This window comes from Rhizobium sp. WW_1, assembly GCF_003610155.1.
Lineage (GTDB): Bacteria > Pseudomonadota > Alphaproteobacteria > Rhizobiales > Rhizobiaceae > Rhizobium > Rhizobium tropici_A.
Map to the genome: position 1 here is coordinate 74,322 of NZ_RAIN01000009.1, position 18,356 is coordinate 92,677.

The following is an 18,356-nucleotide window of genomic DNA, read 5'->3' on the forward strand; positions in this document are numbered from 1 at the left end:
TCTATCGGCTTTGCGTTCCGCACTGGCGGTGTTATAGCCCTCGGGACTTCACATTACCCACAGGACCAGCCGGTCCCATCAGCTTAGACGAGGCAGAAGTATGAAGAAGATCAAGGTCGCTAACCCCGTTGCCGATCTCGATGGCGACGAAATGACTCGCATCATCTGGCAGTTTATCAAAGACAAACTGATCTACCCCTACCTCGATATCGATATCGACTACTACGACCTCTCGGTCGAAAACCGCGACGCAACCAACGACCAGGTTACCGTCGATGCCGCCAACGCCATCAAGAAGCATGGCGTCGGCATCAAGTGCGCGACGATCACCCCGGACGAAGACCGCGTCAAGGAATTCAACCTGAAGCAGATGTGGAAGAGCCCGAACGGCACGATCCGCAACATCCTCGGCGGCGTGATCTTCCGCGAGCCGATCATCTGCAAGAACGTTCCGCGCCTGGTTCCCGGCTGGACCAAGCCGATCGTCGTCGGCCGTCACGCCTTCGGCGACCAGTACCGCGCCACCGACTTCAAATTCCCCGGCAAGGGCAAGCTGACCATCAAGTTCGTCGGCGAAGACGGCACCGTCATTGAAAAGGACGTTTTCGACGCCCCCGGCGCCGGCGTTGCCATGGCCATGTACAACCTCGACGAGTCGATCCGCGAATTCGCCCGCGCCTCGATGATGTACGGCCTGATGCGCAAGTGGCCGGTCTACCTCTCCACAAAGAACACCATCCTCAAGGCCTATGACGGCCGCTTCAAGGACATCTTCGAAGAAGTCTACCAGAACGAGTTCAAGGCTCAGTTCGACGAAGCCGGCATCACCTACGAACATCGCCTGATCGACGACATGGTTGCCTCGGCCCTCAAGTGGTCCGGCGGCTACGTCTGGGCCTGCAAGAACTACGACGGCGACGTTCAGTCCGACACGGTTGCCCAGGGCTTCGGTTCGCTCGGCCTGATGACCTCGGTTCTCTTGACGCCGGATGGTAAGACGGTCGAAGCCGAAGCTGCCCACGGCACGGTGACCCGTCACTATCGCCAGCACCAGAAGGGCCAGGAAACCTCGACGAACTCGATCGCTTCGATCTTCGCCTGGACCCGTGGCCTCGCACACCGCGCCAAGCTCGACGACTATGCCGAACTCGCCAAGTTCGCCGCCACGCTCGAAAAGGTCTGCGTCGATACCGTCGAAGCCGGCTACATGACCAAGGATCTGGCGCTGCTGATCGGTCCCGATCAGCCGTGGCTCTCGACCACCGCTTTCCTCGACAAGATCGACGAAAACCTCAAGAAGGCCATGGCTGCTTAAGCCCGCCGACGTCGGAACCTTTGAGAACCCGGCCTCAGTGCCGGGTTTTCTTTTGCCCGGAATCTTGCCGCCCGGGCCAACCAGTGGCAAGAATGCGCGCAATAAAAGGGAGAGGCAGATGGCTGAAGAACTCGTTTTCTATACCAATCCGATGTCGCGTGGACGCATCGCCCGCTGGATGCTCGAAGAAACCGGCCAGCCCTACCGCACGGAATATCTCGACTACGGCACGACGATGAAGGCCCCGGAATATCTTGCGGTCAACCCCATGGGCAAGGTGCCGGCCATCAGGCATGGCGATACCGTCGTCACCGAAGGTGCCGCCATTTGCGCCTATCTGGCCGAAACTTTCCCGCAGGCAGGGCTAGCCCCGACGGCTGCCGAACGCGGCCGCTATTTCCGCTGGATGTTTTTTGCGGCCGGGCCGTTCGAGATGGCGATCACCAATCGCGCCCTCGGCTTGGAAGTCCCGCCGGAACGCCTGCGCATGGCGGGCTGCGGCAGCTTTACAAACGTGCTTGATGCCATGGAGCACGCCGTCACGACCTCACCCTTCATCGCCGGCGACCGTTTTACTGCCGCCGACGTCTATGTCGGTTCGCATATCGGCTACGGCCTCAATTTCGGAACGATCGAAAAGCGGCCGGCTTTCATCGACTATTGGAGCCGGGTCAGCGACCGCGACGCCTATCGCCGCGGCAACGAGATCGACAATGCGGCTATGCCGAAGCCGGCTAATGCCTGAAAATTCAGTACATTAGAAGAAAACCTTCGATCGAAACGACATGCCGCTATTTCAGCGGCATATAGATGTCGGTCAATAGCTCCGTCGGCGGTACGTCGCGCGGATTGTTGATATATTCCTCGAACATGACGGTATCGCGCAGCTGCCGGCCGGATGCCGGCAGCCATTGTGCATAGAGCCATTGGTAGGCTTTGTGCATGTTCGCATAGGGACCTTTGTGGCGCAGCACGGCATATTCGCCGCCCTCGAGCGAGCGCCGCTCCAGCGGCGCATCGGCAGCGGCGGCCTCGCCGGCGGTAACGCAGGCGTAGGAGCGCAGCTTGTCCGCCTCAACGACATCGGGATCGTCGAGATAGATGCCGATCATCCGCATGTCGGGACCGGCAAGGCCACGGGCAAAGACGGTGCCGAAGAGTGTTTCGAAAGCCTGGCCGATCTGCATATAGGAGCCGCGATGGGCGACACCGATGAGTGACATCGGGGAAATGGTGCGAAGCGTAACGTCGAACATGACCGTGATCCTTCCTTGGGTGCTGGGTTCGAAGATCGTATGGCTTCCCTCATTCCGATATCGCGCCGGCGGCATGCCGTAGACGGATCTGAAGATGCGGTTGAACGACTGGAGGTTGGGATAGCCCGACCGCTTTGCAATATCGCTGACGGATAGACGGGTGTTGACGAGATCGCCGGCGGCACGATGCAGCCGAAGCCGCTTGACGGTCGCCGCGGCCGTCTCGCCATAGATCGCCCGATAGATCCTGTGCCAGTGATAGCTGGACATGCAGGCGATTTCGGCGAGCTTTTCCATATCGAGTTCATCGTCCAGATGCTCATGGATATAGGCCGAAACCCGCCGCAAGCGGGTCTCGTAAAGCGTCCACGCCGTTCCACCACTCATGTCAAACCCCTTGCAAACCGATCGGACCGACAAGAGCATAACCCGATTTGACAAATCCTGCGGAATTGCTCGCACAAAGAAAAATGGCGGACACCGAAGCATCCGCCATTTCAATCAGAGATACGAAATCAGCGCCTTAGCCGGCAAGTGCTGCAGCAATCGCCTCAATCGCCTCGTCAGCCTTAGCGCCATCCGGGCCGCCGGCCTGGGCCATGTCGGGACGGCCGCCGCCGCCCTTGCCGCCGAGAGCGGTCGACGCGATGCGCACGAGATCGACGGCACTAAAGCGGCTCGTCAGGTCTTCCGTAACCGCGACAACGGCGCTTGCCTTGCCATCGTCCGAGACGCCGATCAGTGCAACCACGCCAGAGCCGAGGCCTGCCTTGGCTTCATCCGCCAGCCCCTTGAGATCCTTCGGATCGACGCCGGAAACGGATTTGCCGAGGAACTTGACGCCATTGATCTCGCGGACCGCATCGGCCGAACCGCTCTGGCCGCCGCCCATGGCAAGCTTGCGCTTGGCGTCCGCCAGTTCGCGCTCCAGCTTGCGGCGCTCGTCCATCAAGGCTTCCACGCGCGAGACGACATCGGCCGGCTGAACCTTTAGCGTCGAGGCGAGGGTCTTCACGCGCTCGTCCTGATCGGCGAGATATGCAAGCGCGGATTCACCCGTTACCGCCTCGATACGGCGAACGCCGGCGCCGACGGCGCTATCGCCGAGAATGCGCACGAGGCCGATCTGGCCGGTGGCGGAGACATGCGTGCCGCCGCAAAGCTCGACCGAGTAAGGCTTGCCGGTCTTGACGCCACGCACACCCTGCCCCATCGACACGACGCGGACTTCGTCGCCATACTTCTCGCCAAACAGCGCCATCGCGCCTTCCGCGATCGCATCGTCGACGCTCATCAACCGGGTCGTGACGGGCGAATTCTGCAGGATGATCTCGTTCGCCATCTCCTCGACGACCTTCAGCTCCTCAGCCGACATCGGCTTCGGGTGCGAAACGTCGAAGCGCAGGCGCTCGGGCGCGACCAGCGAACCTTTCTGGGCGACGTGGGTACCCAGCACTTCGCGGAGAGCCTCGTGCAGCAGATGGGTGGCGGAATGATTGGCGCGCAGGCGCGAGCGCCTGTTGTGATCGACCGTCAGCACGACGGCATCGCCGACCTTGACTGTTCCTTCCGAAACCTCGGCGACGTGAACGAAGAGGCCTTCGCCCTTCTTCTGGGTATCGCCAACACCAAGCTTGCCGTTGTCGCCTGATATCACGCCGGTATCGCCCATCTGACCACCGGATTCGCCATAGAACGGCGTCTGGTTGACGATGATCTGCACCTTGTCGCCAGCCGAGGCGCTATCGACGGCAACGCCGTCCCTGACGATCGCCTGGATGACGCCTTCGGCGGTTTCCGTATCGTAGCCCAGGAATTCAGTCGCACCGTTCTTTTCCTTGAGCTCGAACCAGATGGTCTCGGTCGCCTTGTCGCCGGAACCGGTCCAATGCGAGCGAGCCTCAGCCTTCTGGCGCTCCATGGCATCCGTGAAGCTGGAAATATCGACGCCGATACCGCGGGCGCGCAATGCGTCCTGCGTGAGATCGAGCGGGAAGCCGTAGGTGTCGTAGAGCTTGAACGCGGTCTCGCCGTCCAGGCTGTCGCCCTTGTGCAGATCCGAAGTGGCATCGTTGAGCAGCGACAGGCCGCGCTCCAGCGTCTTGCGGAAACGGGTTTCCTCGAGCTTCAGCGTCTCGGATGTCAGCGCTTCGGCACGCACCAGCTCGGGATAGGCGCGGCCCATCTGCTGGATCAGCGCCGGCAGCAGCTTCCACATCAACGGCTCTTTGGCGCCGAGCAGCTGCGCATGGCGCATGGCGCGGCGCATGATGCGGCGAAGCACGTAACCGCGACCTTCGTTCGACGGCAGTACGCCATCGGCGATCAGGAACGCGGAGGAGCGCAGATGGTCGGCGATGACGCGATGGCTGGCGCGATGCTCGCCCTCGGCCTTGACGCCCGTCGCCTCTTCCGAAGCTTCGATCAGCGCGCGGAACAGGTCGATATCGTAGTTGTCGTGCTTGCCCTGCAGCACGGCGGCAACGCGCTCCAGACCCATGCCGGTGTCGATCGACGGACGCGGCAGGTCGACACGCTGCTCCTTGGTGATCTGCTCGAACTGCATGAAGACGAGGTTCCAGATCTCGATAAAGCGGTCGCCGTCTTCCTCCGGAGAGCCGGGAGGGCCGCCCCAGATGTGATCGCCATGGTCGTAGAAGATTTCCGAACAGGGACCGCAGGGGCCGGTATCGCCCATCGCCCAGAAATTGTCGCTGGTGGCGATGCGGATGATCCGGTCGTCGGAAAGGCCGGCGATCTTCTTCCACAGGTTAAAGGCATCGTCATCAGTATGATAGACCGTGACCAGCAGGCGCTTGGCATCGAGGCCAAACTCCTTGGTGATCAGGTTCCAGGCAAGCTCGATGGCGCGTTCCTTGAAATAGTCGCCGAAGGAAAAGTTGCCAAGCATCTCGAAGAAGGTGTGATGGCGCGCGGTATAGCCGACATTGTCCAGGTCATTGTGCTTGCCGCCGGCGCGCACGCACTTCTGCGCCGTCGACGCCGTCGTATAGGGACGCTGCTCCAGGCCGGTGAAGACGTTCTTGAACTGCACCATGCCGGCATTGGTGAACATCAATGTCGGATCGTTGCGCGGCACCAGCGGGCTCGACGGCACGATCTCGTGGCCGTTTTTCTTAAAATAGTCGAGAAAGGTCGACCGGATTTCATTCACACCGCTCATAGGGGGCCCTTCAGTACTGCCGTCAGCAACTTGCGTCAAAGTCAGAGGCTTTTATCGTTCGCTCCCGGCGCTGTCCAGCCGCACGAACAAAACCGGCCGCACATCCCTTGGACAATACGGCCGGTTCAAGCATTCAATTCGTATCAAGTCGGGAATTGCTCCCGAAAATCCTTATTCGCCGGAAGCGTCGCCATCGTCGCCGGAATCGGGACCGCCATTCTGCAGGAAGCGGTCGGCGATGAGGCCGGCATTCTGGCGCAGCGACAGCTCGATCTCCCGGGAGAGATCCGGATTGTCGCGCAGGAAGATTTTCGCGTTCTCGCGACCCTGGCCGAGACGCTGGCTGTTGTAGGAGAACCAGGCGCCCGACTTTTCGACGATGCCGGCCTTGACGCCGAGATCGACCAGCTCGCCGGTCTTGGAAACGCCCTCGCCATACATGATGTCGAATTCGACCTGCTTGAAGGGAGGCGCCATCTTGTTCTTGACGACCTTGACGCGGGTCTGGTTGCCGATCACCTCCTCGCGCTCCTTGACGGCGCCGATACGGCGGATGTCGAGGCGAACCGAGGCGTAGAACTTCAGCGCGTTACCGCCGGTCGTCGTTTCCGGCGAGCCGAACATGACGCCGATCTTCATGCGGATCTGGTTGATGAAGATCACCATGCAGTTGGACTTCGAGATCGAAGCCGTGAGCTTGCGCAGCGCCTGGCTCATCAGTCGGGCCTGAAGACCCGGCAGGCTGTCGCCCATTTCGCCTTCGATTTCGGCGCGCGGCGTCAGGGCCGCAACGGAGTCGACGACGAGAACGTCGATCGCGCCGGAACGAACCAGCGTATCGGTGATTTCAAGCGCCTGCTCGCCGGTATCCGGCTGCGAGATCAGCAGGTTCTGCAGGTCGACGCCGAGCTTGCGGGCATAGACCGGATCAAGCGCATGTTCCGCGTCCACGAAAGCGCAGATGCCGCCCTTCTTCTGTGCCTCAGCGATGGTCTGCAGCGCCAGCGTCGTCTTACCCGAACTTTCCGGCCCGTAAATTTCGATGATGCGCCCCTTCGGCAAGCCGCCGATGCCGAGAGCGATATCGAGGCTCAGAGAGCCAGTGGAAACCGTTTCGATTTCGACCACGTTCTCGTTAGAGCCGAGCTTCATGATCGAGCCCTTGCCGAACGACCGCTCAATTTGAGAGAGTGCCGCTTCAAGTGCCTTGCTTTTATCCACCGATTTGTCCTCTACAAGCCGCAAAGAATTCTGAGACATTCGATCCACCTTTAGGTTATTGAAGCCGCTCTAGCAATGTCGCCGCCGATGAGAATTCTGTACTCTATTTGTTCTCTTATCGCAAGAGCACAACAAGCGATTGAAAGAAAAAGGTAAAATGAGTTCCGTTCTACTTTTGTTTTCTTGTTTCTTCCCAGACACTTACACGTCCGGGACGATGAGTGCGGGCACGGGATCGAGCCGCTCGATTCGCCTCTTCGACTGCTGAGGATAACCATATGGCGAAAAAGATTCTCGTTCTCGGCGGCGCCCATATCGATCGGCGTGGCCGCATCTTCGGCGAGACGGCGCCCGGCGCCAGCAATCCCGGCGCATGGTTCGAGGAGCCCGGCGGCGGCGGCTTCAATGCGGCCCGAAATCTTGCCCGCCTGGGCTTCGACGTAAAGCTGATCTCGCCCCGCGGCGGCGATCCCTCGGGCGAGATGGTGGCGGAAGCCGCGAGCCACGCCGGCATCGACGACAAACCCTTCGTCTTCCTCGATCGCAAGACGCCGAGCTATACGGCGATCCTCGAGAATGACGGCAACCTCGTCATCGCGCTCGCCGACATGGAGCTCTACAAGCTCTTCGTTCCGAGGCGTCTGGCGATTCGCGCCGTCCGCGACGCCTTCGAGGAGACTGACCTCGTCCTCTGCGACGCCAATCTGCCGGCGGAAACCCTGGCGACGATTGCGGCAAGGGCTGGCTTTTGCGGCAAGCCAGTCGCGGCAATCGCCATTTCGCCCGCCAAGGTCGTGCGGCTGAAGCCAAGCCTTGCCGGCATCGACCACCTGTTCCTCAATGAGGCGGAGGCTGCGGCACTGACCGAAATCCGTCCGGACGATCCGCGCGAATGGGTGGCCGCACTGCGTGCTCTCGGCCTGCGCAACGGCGTGATCACCCGCGGCAAGCGCGCGCTGATCGCGTTCTCGCCCAACGCGGTCGTCGGCCTGCAGCCACCCATCGTCGACGATGTCGCCGATGTCACCGGGGCGGGAGATTCGCTTGCATCGGGCGTTCTCTCGGCTCTGCTTTCCGGTCATGATCTCGCCGAAGCCGTCCGCCATGGCGCGGCGGCGGCGGCAATCACCGTTCAATCCCCCTTCGCAACGGCAGAAAATCTTTCACCCGAGCTGCTAAAGGCGACCTTGGCCCTTGTTCCCAGGGCCGAAATTCTGTCATGAAGCCTGTTCAAAACGCGTATACTGTTTCAGTGAATTGGAAACGACAATGACCCAGCCTATCTCGCCCCTGCTCCCGATCTCCTATTCGAAGGAAGTCGCTGCCGCCAAGCTGCGCGGCGCACCGATCGTCGCCCTGGAATCGACCATCATCACCCACGGCATGCCCTATCCCGGCAATATCGAGATGGCTCGCAGCGTTGAGGCGATCATCCGGCAGGAAGGCGCAGTGCCCGCAACGATCGCCGTTATCCACGGCACGCTGCATATCGGCCTTGAGCCGGAAGAGCTGGAAGCGCTTGCCAAGACGGAAGGCGCGATGAAGGTTTCGCGCGCCGATATCGCCTTCGCGATCGCAGAGCGCCGCACAGGTGCGACCACGGTTGCCGCAACGATGATCGCGGCGGCCCGCGCCGGCATCAAGGTTTTCGCCACCGGCGGCATTGGCGGCGTGCATCGCGGCGCCGAAGAGAGCTTCGATATTTCCGCTGACCTTGAAGAACTGTCCCGCACCGGCGTCATCGTCGTCTGCGCCGGCGCCAAGGCGATCCTCGACATTCCGAAGACGCTCGAAGTGCTGGAAACCCGCGGCGTTCCGGTGGTGACCTACGACAGCACTGAATTCCCGGCTTTCTGGTCGCGCTCGTCGGGCCTGAAGAGCCCGCTGACGCTGAACAGCCCGGCAGCCATCGCCAACTTCCAGACGACGCGCGAACAGCTCGGCATCGACGGCGGCATGCTGATCGCCAATCCGGTTCCGGAAGCTGACGAGATCCCGCGCGAAGAGATGGAAATCTACATCGAACGGGCCCTCGACAGCGCCGAGCGGGATGAGATCACCGGCAAGGCGGTCACGCCCTATCTGCTCAGCACGATCTTCGACATCACCGACGGCCGCAGCCTCAAGACCAACATCGCGCTGGTCGAAAACAACGCGCGCCTGGCCGCCGAAATCGCCGTCGCTCTGGCGGAATAACTAGAGCTGCAATCATGCGGGAGCGGTCGGGCGATCGAAAAATCGCCCGACCGCTCTTTTCGTTTCAGGAGAGGACGAACAGACCCAGCGCCGCCCGCAGTTCGGCAAGCGTGGCCTCCGTCCGCTCCCTCGCCTTGCGCGTTCCTTCACGCACGATCCCAAGGACATAGTCCGGCTCGGCGGCATAGCGGGCGCGGCGCTGCCGGATCGGGGCAAGCAGCGCCTGCAGGGCGTCCTCCAGATGTCTCTTCAGGGTGACGTCGCCAAGCCCCCCGCGACGATAATGCGCCTTCGCGTCATCAACCAATTGCTGGTCCTCGCAGAAGGCATCGAGATAGGTGAAGACGACATTTCCTTCGACTTTCCCCGGATCGTTGACGCGCAGGTGATCCGGGTCGGTATACATGCGCCGCACCGCATCCCTTATTTCATCGGCCGAGGCGGAAAGCGGGATGGCGTTGCCCTGGGATTTGCTCATCTTCGCCTTGCCGTCGACACCGGGCAGACGGCCGACCCTCGGCACCAGGGCTGCGGCCTCTACAAGAACATCGTGTCCGATCTGCCGGTTGAGGCGGCGAACGATCTCATTCGTCTGCTCGATCAACGGCGCTTGATCCTCGCCCACCGGAACCACCGTCGCCTTGAAGGCGGTGATGTCGGCCGCTTGCGCCACCGGATAGCAGAGAAAACCGGCCGGCACGTCTCGTTCGAAACCGCGCAGCTGGATTTCGGTCTTGATCGTCGGATTGCGCTCCAGACGGCTGACGGTCACGAAATTCAGGTAGAACAGCGTCAGTTCCGCCAGTGCCGGCAGCGCGGATTGAAGGCAAATCGTCGTCAGCGCCGGATCGATGCCGACAGCGAGATAATCGGTGGCGACTTCGAGAACATTGCGTCGGACCTTTTCGGGATCGCCGGCATTGTCGGTCAGCGCCTGGGTATCCGCCAGCAGCAGGAATTGCCGATGGCTGTGCTGAAGCGCGACACGGCTTTTCAGCGAGCCGGCATAATGGCCGAGATGAAGTGGGCCGGTGGTCCGGTCGCCCGTCAGGATGACAGGACGGGTATCGGTAGGGGAAAACATTTCGTTGCTCCGCAAATGGAGCCGCCGCGATCGGGAAGGGAAAACGGAAATAGACCAATGCCTGCCGGATCACGGCGGCAGGGTCGATTTCAAGACATGACGACTGCCGCTCCTAGAAGGAGCGCCACCACATTTGGCAAATGGACTTTGCAAAGTCGATCATGCGCAGGCTGATAACATCTTTGTGCCGTCATCGGCAACGGCCGCTTCTCGTTCAGTTCTTGTCCAGCGTCTCACGCACGACGACGGCAAGCTGCTTCAGCGAGAACGGCTTGGGCAGGAAGCCGAACTGCGCATCCGCCGGCAGGTTGCGGGCAAAGGCGTCCTCGGCATAACCGGAGACGAAGATGAACTTCATATCCGGATACTTCTTGCGCAATTCGCGCAGCAGCGACGGCCCGTCCATTTCAGGCATGACGACGTCGGACACGACGACATCGACCTGCCCGTCGAGCTCGTCCATGATGTCGAGCGCCTCGACGCCAGAGCCGGCCTCGTAAACGGTATAGCCTCGCGTCTCCAGCATCCGTTTGCCGCCGCGCCGCACCGCCTCTTCATCCTCGACAAGCAGGACGACTGCGGACTTGCCGGTCAGATCGGCCGGCTCTTCGGCGGCAGCGACCGCCGCAACGCTCTGATCCATGGCGGCGACATCGCGGCCTTCCGGTGTCTTCGCTTCCGCCACTGCAGGCATTTCGACGATGTGCCGCGGCAGGAAGATGCGGAACGTCGTTCCCTTGCCCACCTCCGATTCCGGCTGAATGTAACCGCCCGACTGCTTGATGATGCCGTAAACCATGGCAAGGCCGAGGCCGGTGCCCTTGCCCACTTCCTTCGTCGTGAAGAAGGGCTCGAAAATCTTGTCCATGATCTCGGGCGCAATACCGGTGCCGGTATCGCTGACTTCGATCAGAACCATGTCCTCATGCGGCAGATACGGATAATTGAAGGCGCTGACATCGGTCGCAAGAAGATTGCGGGTCCGCAGCGTCAGCGTGCCGCCGCCGGGCATGGCGTCGCGAGCGTTGACGCAAAGATTGATCAGGACCTGCTCGAACTGCGAGAGGTCGGTCTTCACAGGCCAGAGATCACGACCGTAGTCGACGTCGAGCTTGACATGCGTGCCCGACAGCAGTCTGTCCACCAGCATGCGCAGATCGCCGATGACGTCGGTGAGATTGAGGATCGACGGGCGCATGGTCTGCTTGCGCGAGAAGGCTAGCAGCTGCCGCACCAGCACGGCGGCGCGATTGGCATTGCGCTTGATTTCCATCAGATCGGCAAAGCTGGCATCGGAGGGCCGCGCCTGCAGCAGCAGATGGTCCGAAGACAGGAGGATCGCGGTCAGCACATTGTTGAAATCATGAGCGATACCGCCCGCGAGCGTGCCGACAGCATTGAGCTTCTGCGTCTGCGCCATCTGCGTTTCGAGTGCCTTCTGCTCGGTCACCTCGACGGCATAGACGATGGCCGCCTCTTCTGGCGCCTCGTCGGTCTGATCGATGACAGCGTTGACATAGAAACGGAAATGCCGCGCATCGTCCTTCGGATTGCGGGAGTCGATCGGCGGAATGTCGCCTTGCCTGTCCTTGGCGGCCGCCAAAGCCTGATGCAGCCGTGCCCGGTCGCTTTCATTGACGATGGTCTCCAAGGCAGCGCCGCGCTCGATATCGTCTCGCGACACCAGCTCCGAGAAAAGCTTCAGGAATGGCGCATTCGTTCGCAGAATGCGGCCGTTGCCATCGACGGACGCGATCGCCATCGGCGTATTGTTGAAGAACCGGCTGAAGCGCATCGCCGCTGCCGAAGCCGATTGCTCGGTGCCCGCGCCGTTTTGCCGGGTCAGCACGATGCTACGGCTCTCGCCGGGAGCGCCGTCGCGCATCGATGTGACGCTGTGGACGATCTGGACCGGCAGGCTCTGGCCGTTGGAGCGGCGAAGATCGAGATCGAGCGTGACGGTCTTTTTCAAACCGGGCTCAGCCTGAACGGACTGAACGAGCGCCAGCCCCTCGCCGGCCACCAAATCGCCGATCGTCATCGAACCCGGCACGAACTTCGTCAGGTCGAAACCAAGCCATTCCGCAAGTGTGGCATTGAGATAAAAGATCTCGCCCTTGCGGCCGGCAGAGAAGAAGCCGGCCGGGGCGTGGTCGAGATAGTCGATCGCGTTCTGCAATTCCTTGAAGAAGCGCTCCTGATCGTCGCGCTCGGAGGTGATGTCGGTCACCTGCCAGATGTGCAGCACCTTGCCGCCGCTCTGTTCCGGCGGCAGCACGCGTGCCTTCAGCCGATACCAGTGCGCGCCGTTGCCGCTCCCGTCCAAGGGACCGAGCGGCTTCAGCAGACGAAACTCCTCCGACCCCTCCTTGCCATCACGCAGACCATTGGCAAGACGATAGAGCGCTTCGTTGGATTCGCGGTTTCGCGACAGCAGCATCTCCAGCGACTGCACTTCCGTCGCCTTGGTCGCGCCGGTCAGCCGGCCATATGCGGCATTGGCGTAAACGATCCGCCCCTTCTCGTCGGTGATCAGCGTTCCGTCGGGGTGGCTGTTGAGGAAGGAGCGCGCCAGGCTGTCAGACTGCGGCTGCGGCATCACCTCGACGAAGCCGATGATGGAGGACACGAGAAAGAAGATGCCCACCATCGCAAGGATGCCGAGGCCGCCGAGAACGGCTTCATTGTCGAGCTGGCTCTTGAAGACGACAAAGGCGGCTGCGACGGCCACGAGAACGAGCGCAAGCAGAATAATGCGCAGCACAGTTCCCGAACGAACTCCGCGATCCACCAGCGGCACGCTATACTCGTCGGACGGACGCTGCTTCGTCATAAACCCCTCGTATCAGCCGTTCTCCTCGCGACATGTCATACACGTTGGGGTCGCCGGAGTCGGACCTTTCGAATCTTCTTTATCAATTTGCGTCATCGGCAAAAAGCTTTGCCGGGCCAGAAAGGCTTGAATTCACAAGCAATAGAGCACGACAGGCCACAATCGCATCTTGTCTCCGGCACAATCCTGTTCATATGATCGCCGTATAGAAGGGTCATGGTCAAAGCATTGCCCGCCTCAGTTGCGTTTAGGCCGTAACATCGAGGACAATTACGGAGTATCTCGACATGTTGGACGATATCGCCGGAGCCTATGGCAGCCGCTTCTTTCTCGCAGCCGGCGGGGTTGGCATTGCCCTGCTCGTTCTGATCGGCATTCTCTGGATCATGCGCAGCCGCGCACCCTCTCCCTTCGTGCGCGGCGGCAAGAGCCGCCAACAACGCCTGCAGGTGCTGGATGCCGCCGCCGTCGACGCCCGTCGCCGGCTCGTGCTCGTCCGGCGCGACGGGATCGAGCACCTGATCATGATCGGTGGTCCGACCGATATCGTCATCGAAACCGGCATTTCCGATTCCAGCCGGGTTGGCACCGCACCGACTCCGGTCGAGATCCCCGTGGCATATGAGGACCGGCAACCGAAGCTGCAGAAGACGGCAGAATTGGAAGCGCCGCCCGCAGCGCTGCCGCAGCGGCGGCAATCCGCCGAAGAGAAGATCGAAGCCTATCTGCGCAACGAACCCAGCCTTGCCCCTGCACCCGTGCCGGAGCCGGCTCCAGTGCCGCGCGTGGCCGAACGCTCGCAACCCGCTGCCGCCAAGCCGCCGCAACCGGCCCCGCAACCCGCTCCTCCAATCACCGAGGCCGAAGCTGCCGACATATTGGACGCGGCCCGCCATGTAGTCCTCCCACAGCAGCCCGCTCCTGCGCGCCCGACGCCAGTCGAGCCCACTTTCGCACCGGCACCGGCACCCGCCGCCGAACCCAACAATGATTTCCAGCGCGTGCTGGAAGCCGAAATGTCGAAGAATCTGACCGCCGAACGGATCATTCCGAATGCACCGCCGCCGCGACAGGTGCAGCAGCAACCGAGTGCGGCACCATCGCCATCGCAGGTCTCGAACCCGGCAAAGCGCGTCGAACCCGAACTTGCGCCCCTGACGGGAACCGACAGCGCTCTTCAGAAGGAAGTTGCGCGCATCTTCGGCGAAATGAGCGTGAGCCGCGACAAATAGAGCGCGACCATGCATACGCAGGAATCAAAAAAGGCACGACGGAGATCCCCGTCGTGCCTTTATTTCTTATGTCCGGTCGAAACCGAACCCTTAATCACTCGTCGCGATAAACCTTTTCACGACGCTCATGACGTTCCTGAGCTTCAATCGACAACGTGGCGATCGGACGAGCGTCCAGACGCTTCAGGCCGATCGGCTCGCCGGTTTCCTCGCAATAGCCGTAAGTACCATCTTCAATACGCTGCAATGCGGCATCGATCTTGGAAATGAGTTTACGCTGGCGGTCGCGAGCCCGAAGTTCGATGGCTCTGTCTGTTTCCGAGGAAGCCCGATCGGCGAGATCGGGATGGTTTGCGCTTTCTTCTGCCAGATGATCCAGGGTTTCGCGCGCTTCTCTAAGGATATCGTTTTTCCATGCTACCAGCTTCGCTCGAAAATAAGCCCGCTGGTTCAGATTCATGAAGTCCTCGTCTTCCGAGGGCACATAATTGCTAAGATCGATCTTCTCACTCAACGCGATTCTCCTGAAGAACATCTCATATGGCTGGGGTGTATATCCCAACCAATAGTACCGATTCAAGCCAAATAGACGCTGTCAACTGATTTTTAAATTTGTCATAAAATTCGGCTAAGGGTCTATTTTTTCATCACTTCTTCCCCGCGAGCCGGAATCGCCTCGCTTGTAACCTTCCCGTGAGGGGCAGTCTTTTCGCCTTTAGACTGATCGCGCCGCAGTTGACGGCACGTGCGAACAGACGCTACCTCATTGGTAAAATCGAGCCTCGGAATCTTGCCATGACCAGCATTTCGCCGCCGCCCTCCAGGATCTATCTTCTGCGCCATGCCGCAGCCCAACAGGCGGCGCCCGGACAGAAGGATTTCGACCGTCCCTTGAGTGACAACGGCTATGCTGCCGCCGAAATTGTTGCGGAAGAAGCGGTCGACAAAGGTTACAAGCCGGACCTCGTCATCTCATCCACCGCCTTGCGTTGCCGTCAGACCGCCGAAGCCATGCGCCGCGTCGTCACGCCCTCGACGGAATTCCGCTTCGTCGATGCACTCTATAACGGCACGCCGGATATCTACCTGTCGCTCATCTCGGCGCAGACCGATCAGAATTCGGTCATGCTGGTCGCACACAATCCGATCATCGAGTTGACGCTCGCCGCACTGATCGGACACGAAGCTTTCGCCGATGCTCTCCCCAATGGCTTCCCGACAGCCGGCCTTGCCGTTGTCGACGCAACTCCGTCCGGCTGGGCGCTGACCGACTTCGTCACCGAGTAGAGACTTCGCCGATAGGGGTGGCAGGGATTCCAGCGGGTGATTGTCGACGCATATCCGCTCATCTTTTCGGCGCAAGCTTCCATCCCTATATTCACGGTCACGCTGTCATCCAGGGACCTCGCCTTGCCCCCAAGCCTGACCTCTTTTACCGACGACGCCCTCATCGCCCTTGACAACCTTGCCGATCGCGCCGCCGGCCTCGTCAATCCGACAGTTCGTCTTGGCGTTACCGGGCTCTCCCGTTCGGGCAAGACCGTCTTCATCTCCTCGCTGGTGCATAATCTCCTGAATGGCGGCCGCCTGCCGCTGTTCGAGCCGGTGCAATCCGGTCGCGTTTCCGCCGTTCGCCTGGAGCAGCAGCCGGATGACGCGGTGCCGCGCTTTCAATATGAGGATCATATCCGCGCACTGGTCAAAGACCGCACCTGGCCGGATTCGACGCGGGCGATCTCCGAACTGCGCATCACGCTGGATTATCAGAGCGCCAGCGGCTGGAATCGCCTATTTTCACCCGGACGCCTTTCCATCGATATCGTCGATTACCCCGGAGAATGGTTGCTGGATCTGCCGCTGCTTGCCAAGGATTTCCGCACCTTCAGCGACGAAACCCTGGCGCTGGCGAAGACCGGCATTCGTGCCGAGCTGTCGCGTCACTGGCTTGCCATGACCGAAGAGGCCGATATCGCTCAAACCGCGGACGAAATGAAGGCGCGCGATCTCGCCACGGCCTTTGCCGACTATCTGAAAGCCTGCAAATCCGACGAGCGCTCGCTCTCGACACTGCCGCCCGGTCGTTTCCTCCTGCCCGGCGATCTCGACGGTTCGCCCGCCCTCACCTTCGCGCCGCTGAAGCTGCCGCCGGAAGGCAGTGCGCCCAAAGGGTCGTTGTGGGCAATGATGGAGCGGCGTTACGAGGCCTATAAGGCTGTCGTCGTCAAACCCTTCTTCCGCGAACATTTCGCCCGCCTCGACCGGCAGATCGTTCTGGTCGACGCCCTCCAGGCCATCAATCGCGGCCCCGAAGCGGTGCAGGATCTCGAACGGGCGCTGACGGATGTGCTCGCCTGCTTCCGCCCCGGCACGAACTCGCTCCTGTCCTCGCTGCTCGGGCGGCGCATCGATCGCGTGCTCGTCGCCGCGACGAAGGCCGACCATCTCCATCACGAAAGCCATGACCGGCTGGAGGCGCTGACGCGCCGCCTTGTCGACCGCGCCGTAGAGCGCATCGGCATGGCGGGCGCCGGCATCGACGTCATGGCCATCGCCTCTGTGCGCGCGACCCGCGAGGCGACCGTGACCCGCGACGGTCAGACGCTTCCCGTCATCGTCGGGACGCCGATGAACAACGAAACCATTGGCGGAGAGACTTTTGACGGCAATCGCAAGACGGCGATCTTCCCCGGCGATCTCCCGGAAAATCCCCGCTGGCTGTTCGAAGCCCTTGAATCGACTGGAGCAAAGGTCCATCTGCCCGAGGTGAATGTCGTGCGGTTCCGCCCGCCGGAACTGGACGAAACCGGTGAAGGCATCAAGCTTTCGGTGCCGCATATCCGCCTCGACCGCGCCATGCAGTTCCTGTTCGGAGACCGTCTCGCATGACGAAATCGACCGAAAACGAGCCGAACGGCAACCGCCGCCCCGCCGCCTTCACGCTGGAACCGGAAGCATCCGGAAAAGGGGTGAGCGACAAGGCCGCTCCGCCGGCGATACGCAGGCCCCAGAGCTTCGATACGGACATCGTGCTGACGCCGGACGCAGAAGATCCGTTCATCAATCCGGCGCTTGGCGCCGATTCGGATGTAGGCGCCGTCGCCAAGCCTCGCCGCAGGGGATTTTCCTTCGGCAAGGTGGCGCTCGGCGCGCTTGGCATTCTGGTGTCGTTGGCTTTCGGCCTCTGGACGGATCAGCTCATCCGCGACCTGTTCAGCCGCGCCGATTGGCTCGGCTATACCGCGCTTGCCGTCGTCGCTGTCGGCATTCTGGCCGTGCTTGCCATCATTATCAGAGAAACGGCCGGCATGATGCGGCTCGCCGCAGTGCATTCCATCAAGGCCGAGGCGGAAGCCGCCATCGTCGAGACCCGGCCGGCCCGCGCCAAAGCTCTGGTCAAGCGCCTCTGCGGCATTCTGGAAACCAATCCTGATACGGCAAGAGGCCGCGCCACCCTCAAGGCGGCCGAAGATGACATCATAGACGCGCCGCAACTCATCGACCTTGCGGAGCGCGAGCTTCTCGGCCCATTGGACCGTAGCGCCCGGGCGCTGATCCTCGGCGCCTCCAAGCGCGTTTCGGTCGTAACCGCCGTCAGTCCGCGCGCCCTCGTCGACATCCTCTATGTCCTTTATGAAGCGGCGAAACTGGTCCGCGCCATGGCCGAACTCTATGGCGGCAGACCCGGCACGCTCGGCATGATGAGGCTGATGCGCGACGTCATCGCCCATCTCGCCGTCACCGGCTCCATCGCCGTCGGCGACAGCATCATCCAGCAATTGATCGGCCACGGTCTGGCATCGAAGTTGTCGGCCCGTCTCGGCGAAGGCGTTGTCAACGGCATGATGACGGCAAGGATCGGAATTGCGGCGATGGATCTGTGCCGGCCGCTCCCCTTCAGGGCGCTCAAGCGGCCGGGCATCACGGATTTCGCCGGCGACCTCACGCCCAACGTCACCGGCCGCAATCAGGCCCGATGACCTGCAAATTAGGGACTTCGGCGCCCCGGAAACCAAGCATTAACCATTCTAGGGCAAA

The 18,356-nt window shown here is 61.3% G+C and carries 14 protein-coding genes; 8 read left to right on the forward strand and 6 right to left on the reverse strand.

The window, feature by feature from the left end; all coding sequences use genetic code 11:
* Nucleotides 1-100 precede the first annotated feature (100 nt).
* On the forward strand, nucleotides 101-1,315 hold the full coding sequence (locus BJ928_RS24645) for an NADP-dependent isocitrate dehydrogenase (protein WP_047633102.1): 1,215 nt from the start codon (nucleotides 101-103) through the stop codon (nucleotides 1,313-1,315).
* 118 nt (nucleotides 1,316-1,433) lie between these two features.
* Nucleotides 1,434-2,060 (forward strand): glutathione S-transferase family protein, encoded by a 627-nt coding sequence (locus BJ928_RS24650; protein WP_047633100.1) that lies wholly within the window; start codon nucleotides 1,434-1,436, stop codon nucleotides 2,058-2,060.
* A 46-nt stretch (nucleotides 2,061-2,106) separates the two neighbouring features.
* Here BJ928_RS24650 and BJ928_RS24655 read toward each other — a convergent pair whose 3' ends face one another.
* From BJ928_RS24655 to recA, 3 genes are all read right to left on the reverse strand, one after another.
* Nucleotides 2,107-2,958, reverse strand: coding sequence for an AraC family transcriptional regulator (locus tag BJ928_RS24655; protein ID WP_047633099.1), 852 nt, complete (start codon nucleotides 2,956-2,958; stop codon nucleotides 2,107-2,109).
* Nucleotides 2,959-3,094: 136 nt separating this feature from the next.
* Entirely contained in the window at nucleotides 3,095-5,755 is a 2,661-nt protein-coding gene (gene alaS / locus BJ928_RS24660) for an alanine--tRNA ligase (protein ID WP_047633097.1), read from the reverse strand.
* Nucleotides 5,756-5,926: 171 nt separating this feature from the next.
* Nucleotides 5,927-7,015 (reverse strand): recombinase RecA, encoded by a 1,089-nt coding sequence (gene recA, locus BJ928_RS24665; protein WP_047633095.1) that lies wholly within the window; start codon nucleotides 7,013-7,015, stop codon nucleotides 5,927-5,929.
* A 239-nt stretch (nucleotides 7,016-7,254) separates the two neighbouring features.
* Here recA and BJ928_RS24670 point away from each other — a divergent pair, with 239 nt between their 5' ends.
* Nucleotides 7,255-8,199 carry a carbohydrate kinase family protein gene (locus BJ928_RS24670; RefSeq protein WP_047633093.1) on the forward strand — a complete coding sequence of 315 codons (945 nt, stop codon included), beginning with the start codon at nucleotides 7,255-7,257 and terminating at the stop codon, nucleotides 8,197-8,199.
* A 46-nt stretch (nucleotides 8,200-8,245) separates the two neighbouring features.
* A complete protein-coding gene (locus BJ928_RS24675; protein WP_047633091.1) occupies nucleotides 8,246-9,172 on the forward strand; it encodes a pseudouridine-5'-phosphate glycosidase in 927 nt (308 codons plus the stop codon).
* A 64-nt stretch (nucleotides 9,173-9,236) separates the two neighbouring features.
* On the opposite strand, the gene trpS is transcribed toward BJ928_RS24675, so the two are convergent.
* Nucleotides 9,237-10,256, reverse strand: a complete 1,020-nt coding sequence (gene trpS / locus BJ928_RS24680) for a tryptophan--tRNA ligase (protein ID WP_047633090.1) — start codon at nucleotides 10,254-10,256, stop codon at nucleotides 9,237-9,239.
* Nucleotides 10,257-10,470: 214 nt separating this feature from the next.
* Nucleotides 10,471-13,089: a PAS domain-containing sensor histidine kinase gene (locus BJ928_RS24685; protein WP_047633088.1), complete on the reverse strand. Its 2,619-nt coding sequence runs from the start codon at nucleotides 13,087-13,089 to the stop codon at nucleotides 10,471-10,473.
* A 287-nt stretch (nucleotides 13,090-13,376) separates the two neighbouring features.
* Here BJ928_RS24685 and BJ928_RS24690 point away from each other — a divergent pair, with 287 nt between their 5' ends.
* Entirely contained in the window at nucleotides 13,377-14,321 is a 945-nt protein-coding gene (locus BJ928_RS24690; protein WP_047633086.1) for a flagellar biosynthetic protein FliO, read from the forward strand.
* Nucleotides 14,322-14,415: 94 nt separating this feature from the next.
* Here the strand turns inward: BJ928_RS24690 and dksA are convergent, their stop codons facing one another.
* Nucleotides 14,416-14,835 carry an RNA polymerase-binding protein DksA gene (dksA, locus tag BJ928_RS24695; protein WP_047633085.1) on the reverse strand — a complete coding sequence of 140 codons (420 nt, stop codon included), beginning with the start codon at nucleotides 14,833-14,835 and terminating at the stop codon, nucleotides 14,416-14,418.
* Between the two features lie 281 nt (nucleotides 14,836-15,116).
* Between dksA and BJ928_RS24700 the strand changes: the two genes are divergently transcribed.
* From BJ928_RS24700 to BJ928_RS24710, 3 genes are all read left to right on the forward strand, one after another.
* Complete coding sequence (locus BJ928_RS24700) at nucleotides 15,117-15,608, forward strand: histidine phosphatase family protein (protein WP_047633083.1); 492 nt, start codon at nucleotides 15,117-15,119, stop codon at nucleotides 15,606-15,608.
* A gap of 123 nt (nucleotides 15,609-15,731) precedes the next feature.
* Nucleotides 15,732-17,207, forward strand: coding sequence for a YcjX family protein (locus BJ928_RS24705; protein ID WP_047633236.1), 1,476 nt, complete (start codon nucleotides 15,732-15,734; stop codon nucleotides 17,205-17,207).
* Nucleotides 17,204-18,298 (forward strand): TIGR01620 family protein, encoded by a 1,095-nt coding sequence (locus tag BJ928_RS24710; protein ID WP_047633082.1) that lies wholly within the window; start codon nucleotides 17,204-17,206, stop codon nucleotides 18,296-18,298. Before BJ928_RS24705 ends, BJ928_RS24710 begins: the two co-directional genes overlap by 4 nt.
* Nucleotides 18,299-18,356: the final 58 nt, after the last annotated feature.

Bases quoted from the DNA above. Each gene is read 5' to 3' on its own strand.
- trpS (WP_047633090.1), bottom strand. From the start codon at position 10,256: ATGTTTTCCCCTACCGATACCCGTCCTGTCATCCTGACGGGCGACCGG.
- BJ928_RS24700 (WP_047633083.1), top strand. From the start codon at position 15,117: ATGACCAGCATTTCGCCGCCGCCCTCCAGGATCTATCTTCTGCGCCAT.
- BJ928_RS24710 (WP_047633082.1), top strand. From the start codon at position 17,204: ATGACGAAATCGACCGAAAACGAGCCGAACGGCAACCGCCGCCCCGCC.
- recA (WP_047633095.1), bottom strand. From the start codon at position 7,015: ATGTCTCAGAATTCTTTGCGGCTTGTAGAGGACAAATCGGTGGATAAA.
- alaS (WP_047633097.1), bottom strand. From the start codon at position 5,755: ATGAGCGGTGTGAATGAAATCCGGTCGACCTTTCTCGACTATTTTAAG.
- BJ928_RS24645 (WP_047633102.1), top strand. From the start codon at position 101: ATGAAGAAGATCAAGGTCGCTAACCCCGTTGCCGATCTCGATGGCGAC.
- BJ928_RS24690 (WP_047633086.1), top strand. From the start codon at position 13,377: ATGTTGGACGATATCGCCGGAGCCTATGGCAGCCGCTTCTTTCTCGCA.
- BJ928_RS24675 (WP_047633091.1), top strand. From the start codon at position 8,246: ATGACCCAGCCTATCTCGCCCCTGCTCCCGATCTCCTATTCGAAGGAA.
- BJ928_RS24685 (WP_047633088.1), bottom strand. From the start codon at position 13,089: ATGACGAAGCAGCGTCCGTCCGACGAGTATAGCGTGCCGCTGGTGGAT.
- BJ928_RS24655 (WP_047633099.1), bottom strand. From the start codon at position 2,958: ATGAGTGGTGGAACGGCGTGGACGCTTTACGAGACCCGCTTGCGGCGG.
- BJ928_RS24670 (WP_047633093.1), top strand. From the start codon at position 7,255: ATGGCGAAAAAGATTCTCGTTCTCGGCGGCGCCCATATCGATCGGCGT.
- BJ928_RS24650 (WP_047633100.1), top strand. From the start codon at position 1,434: ATGGCTGAAGAACTCGTTTTCTATACCAATCCGATGTCGCGTGGACGC.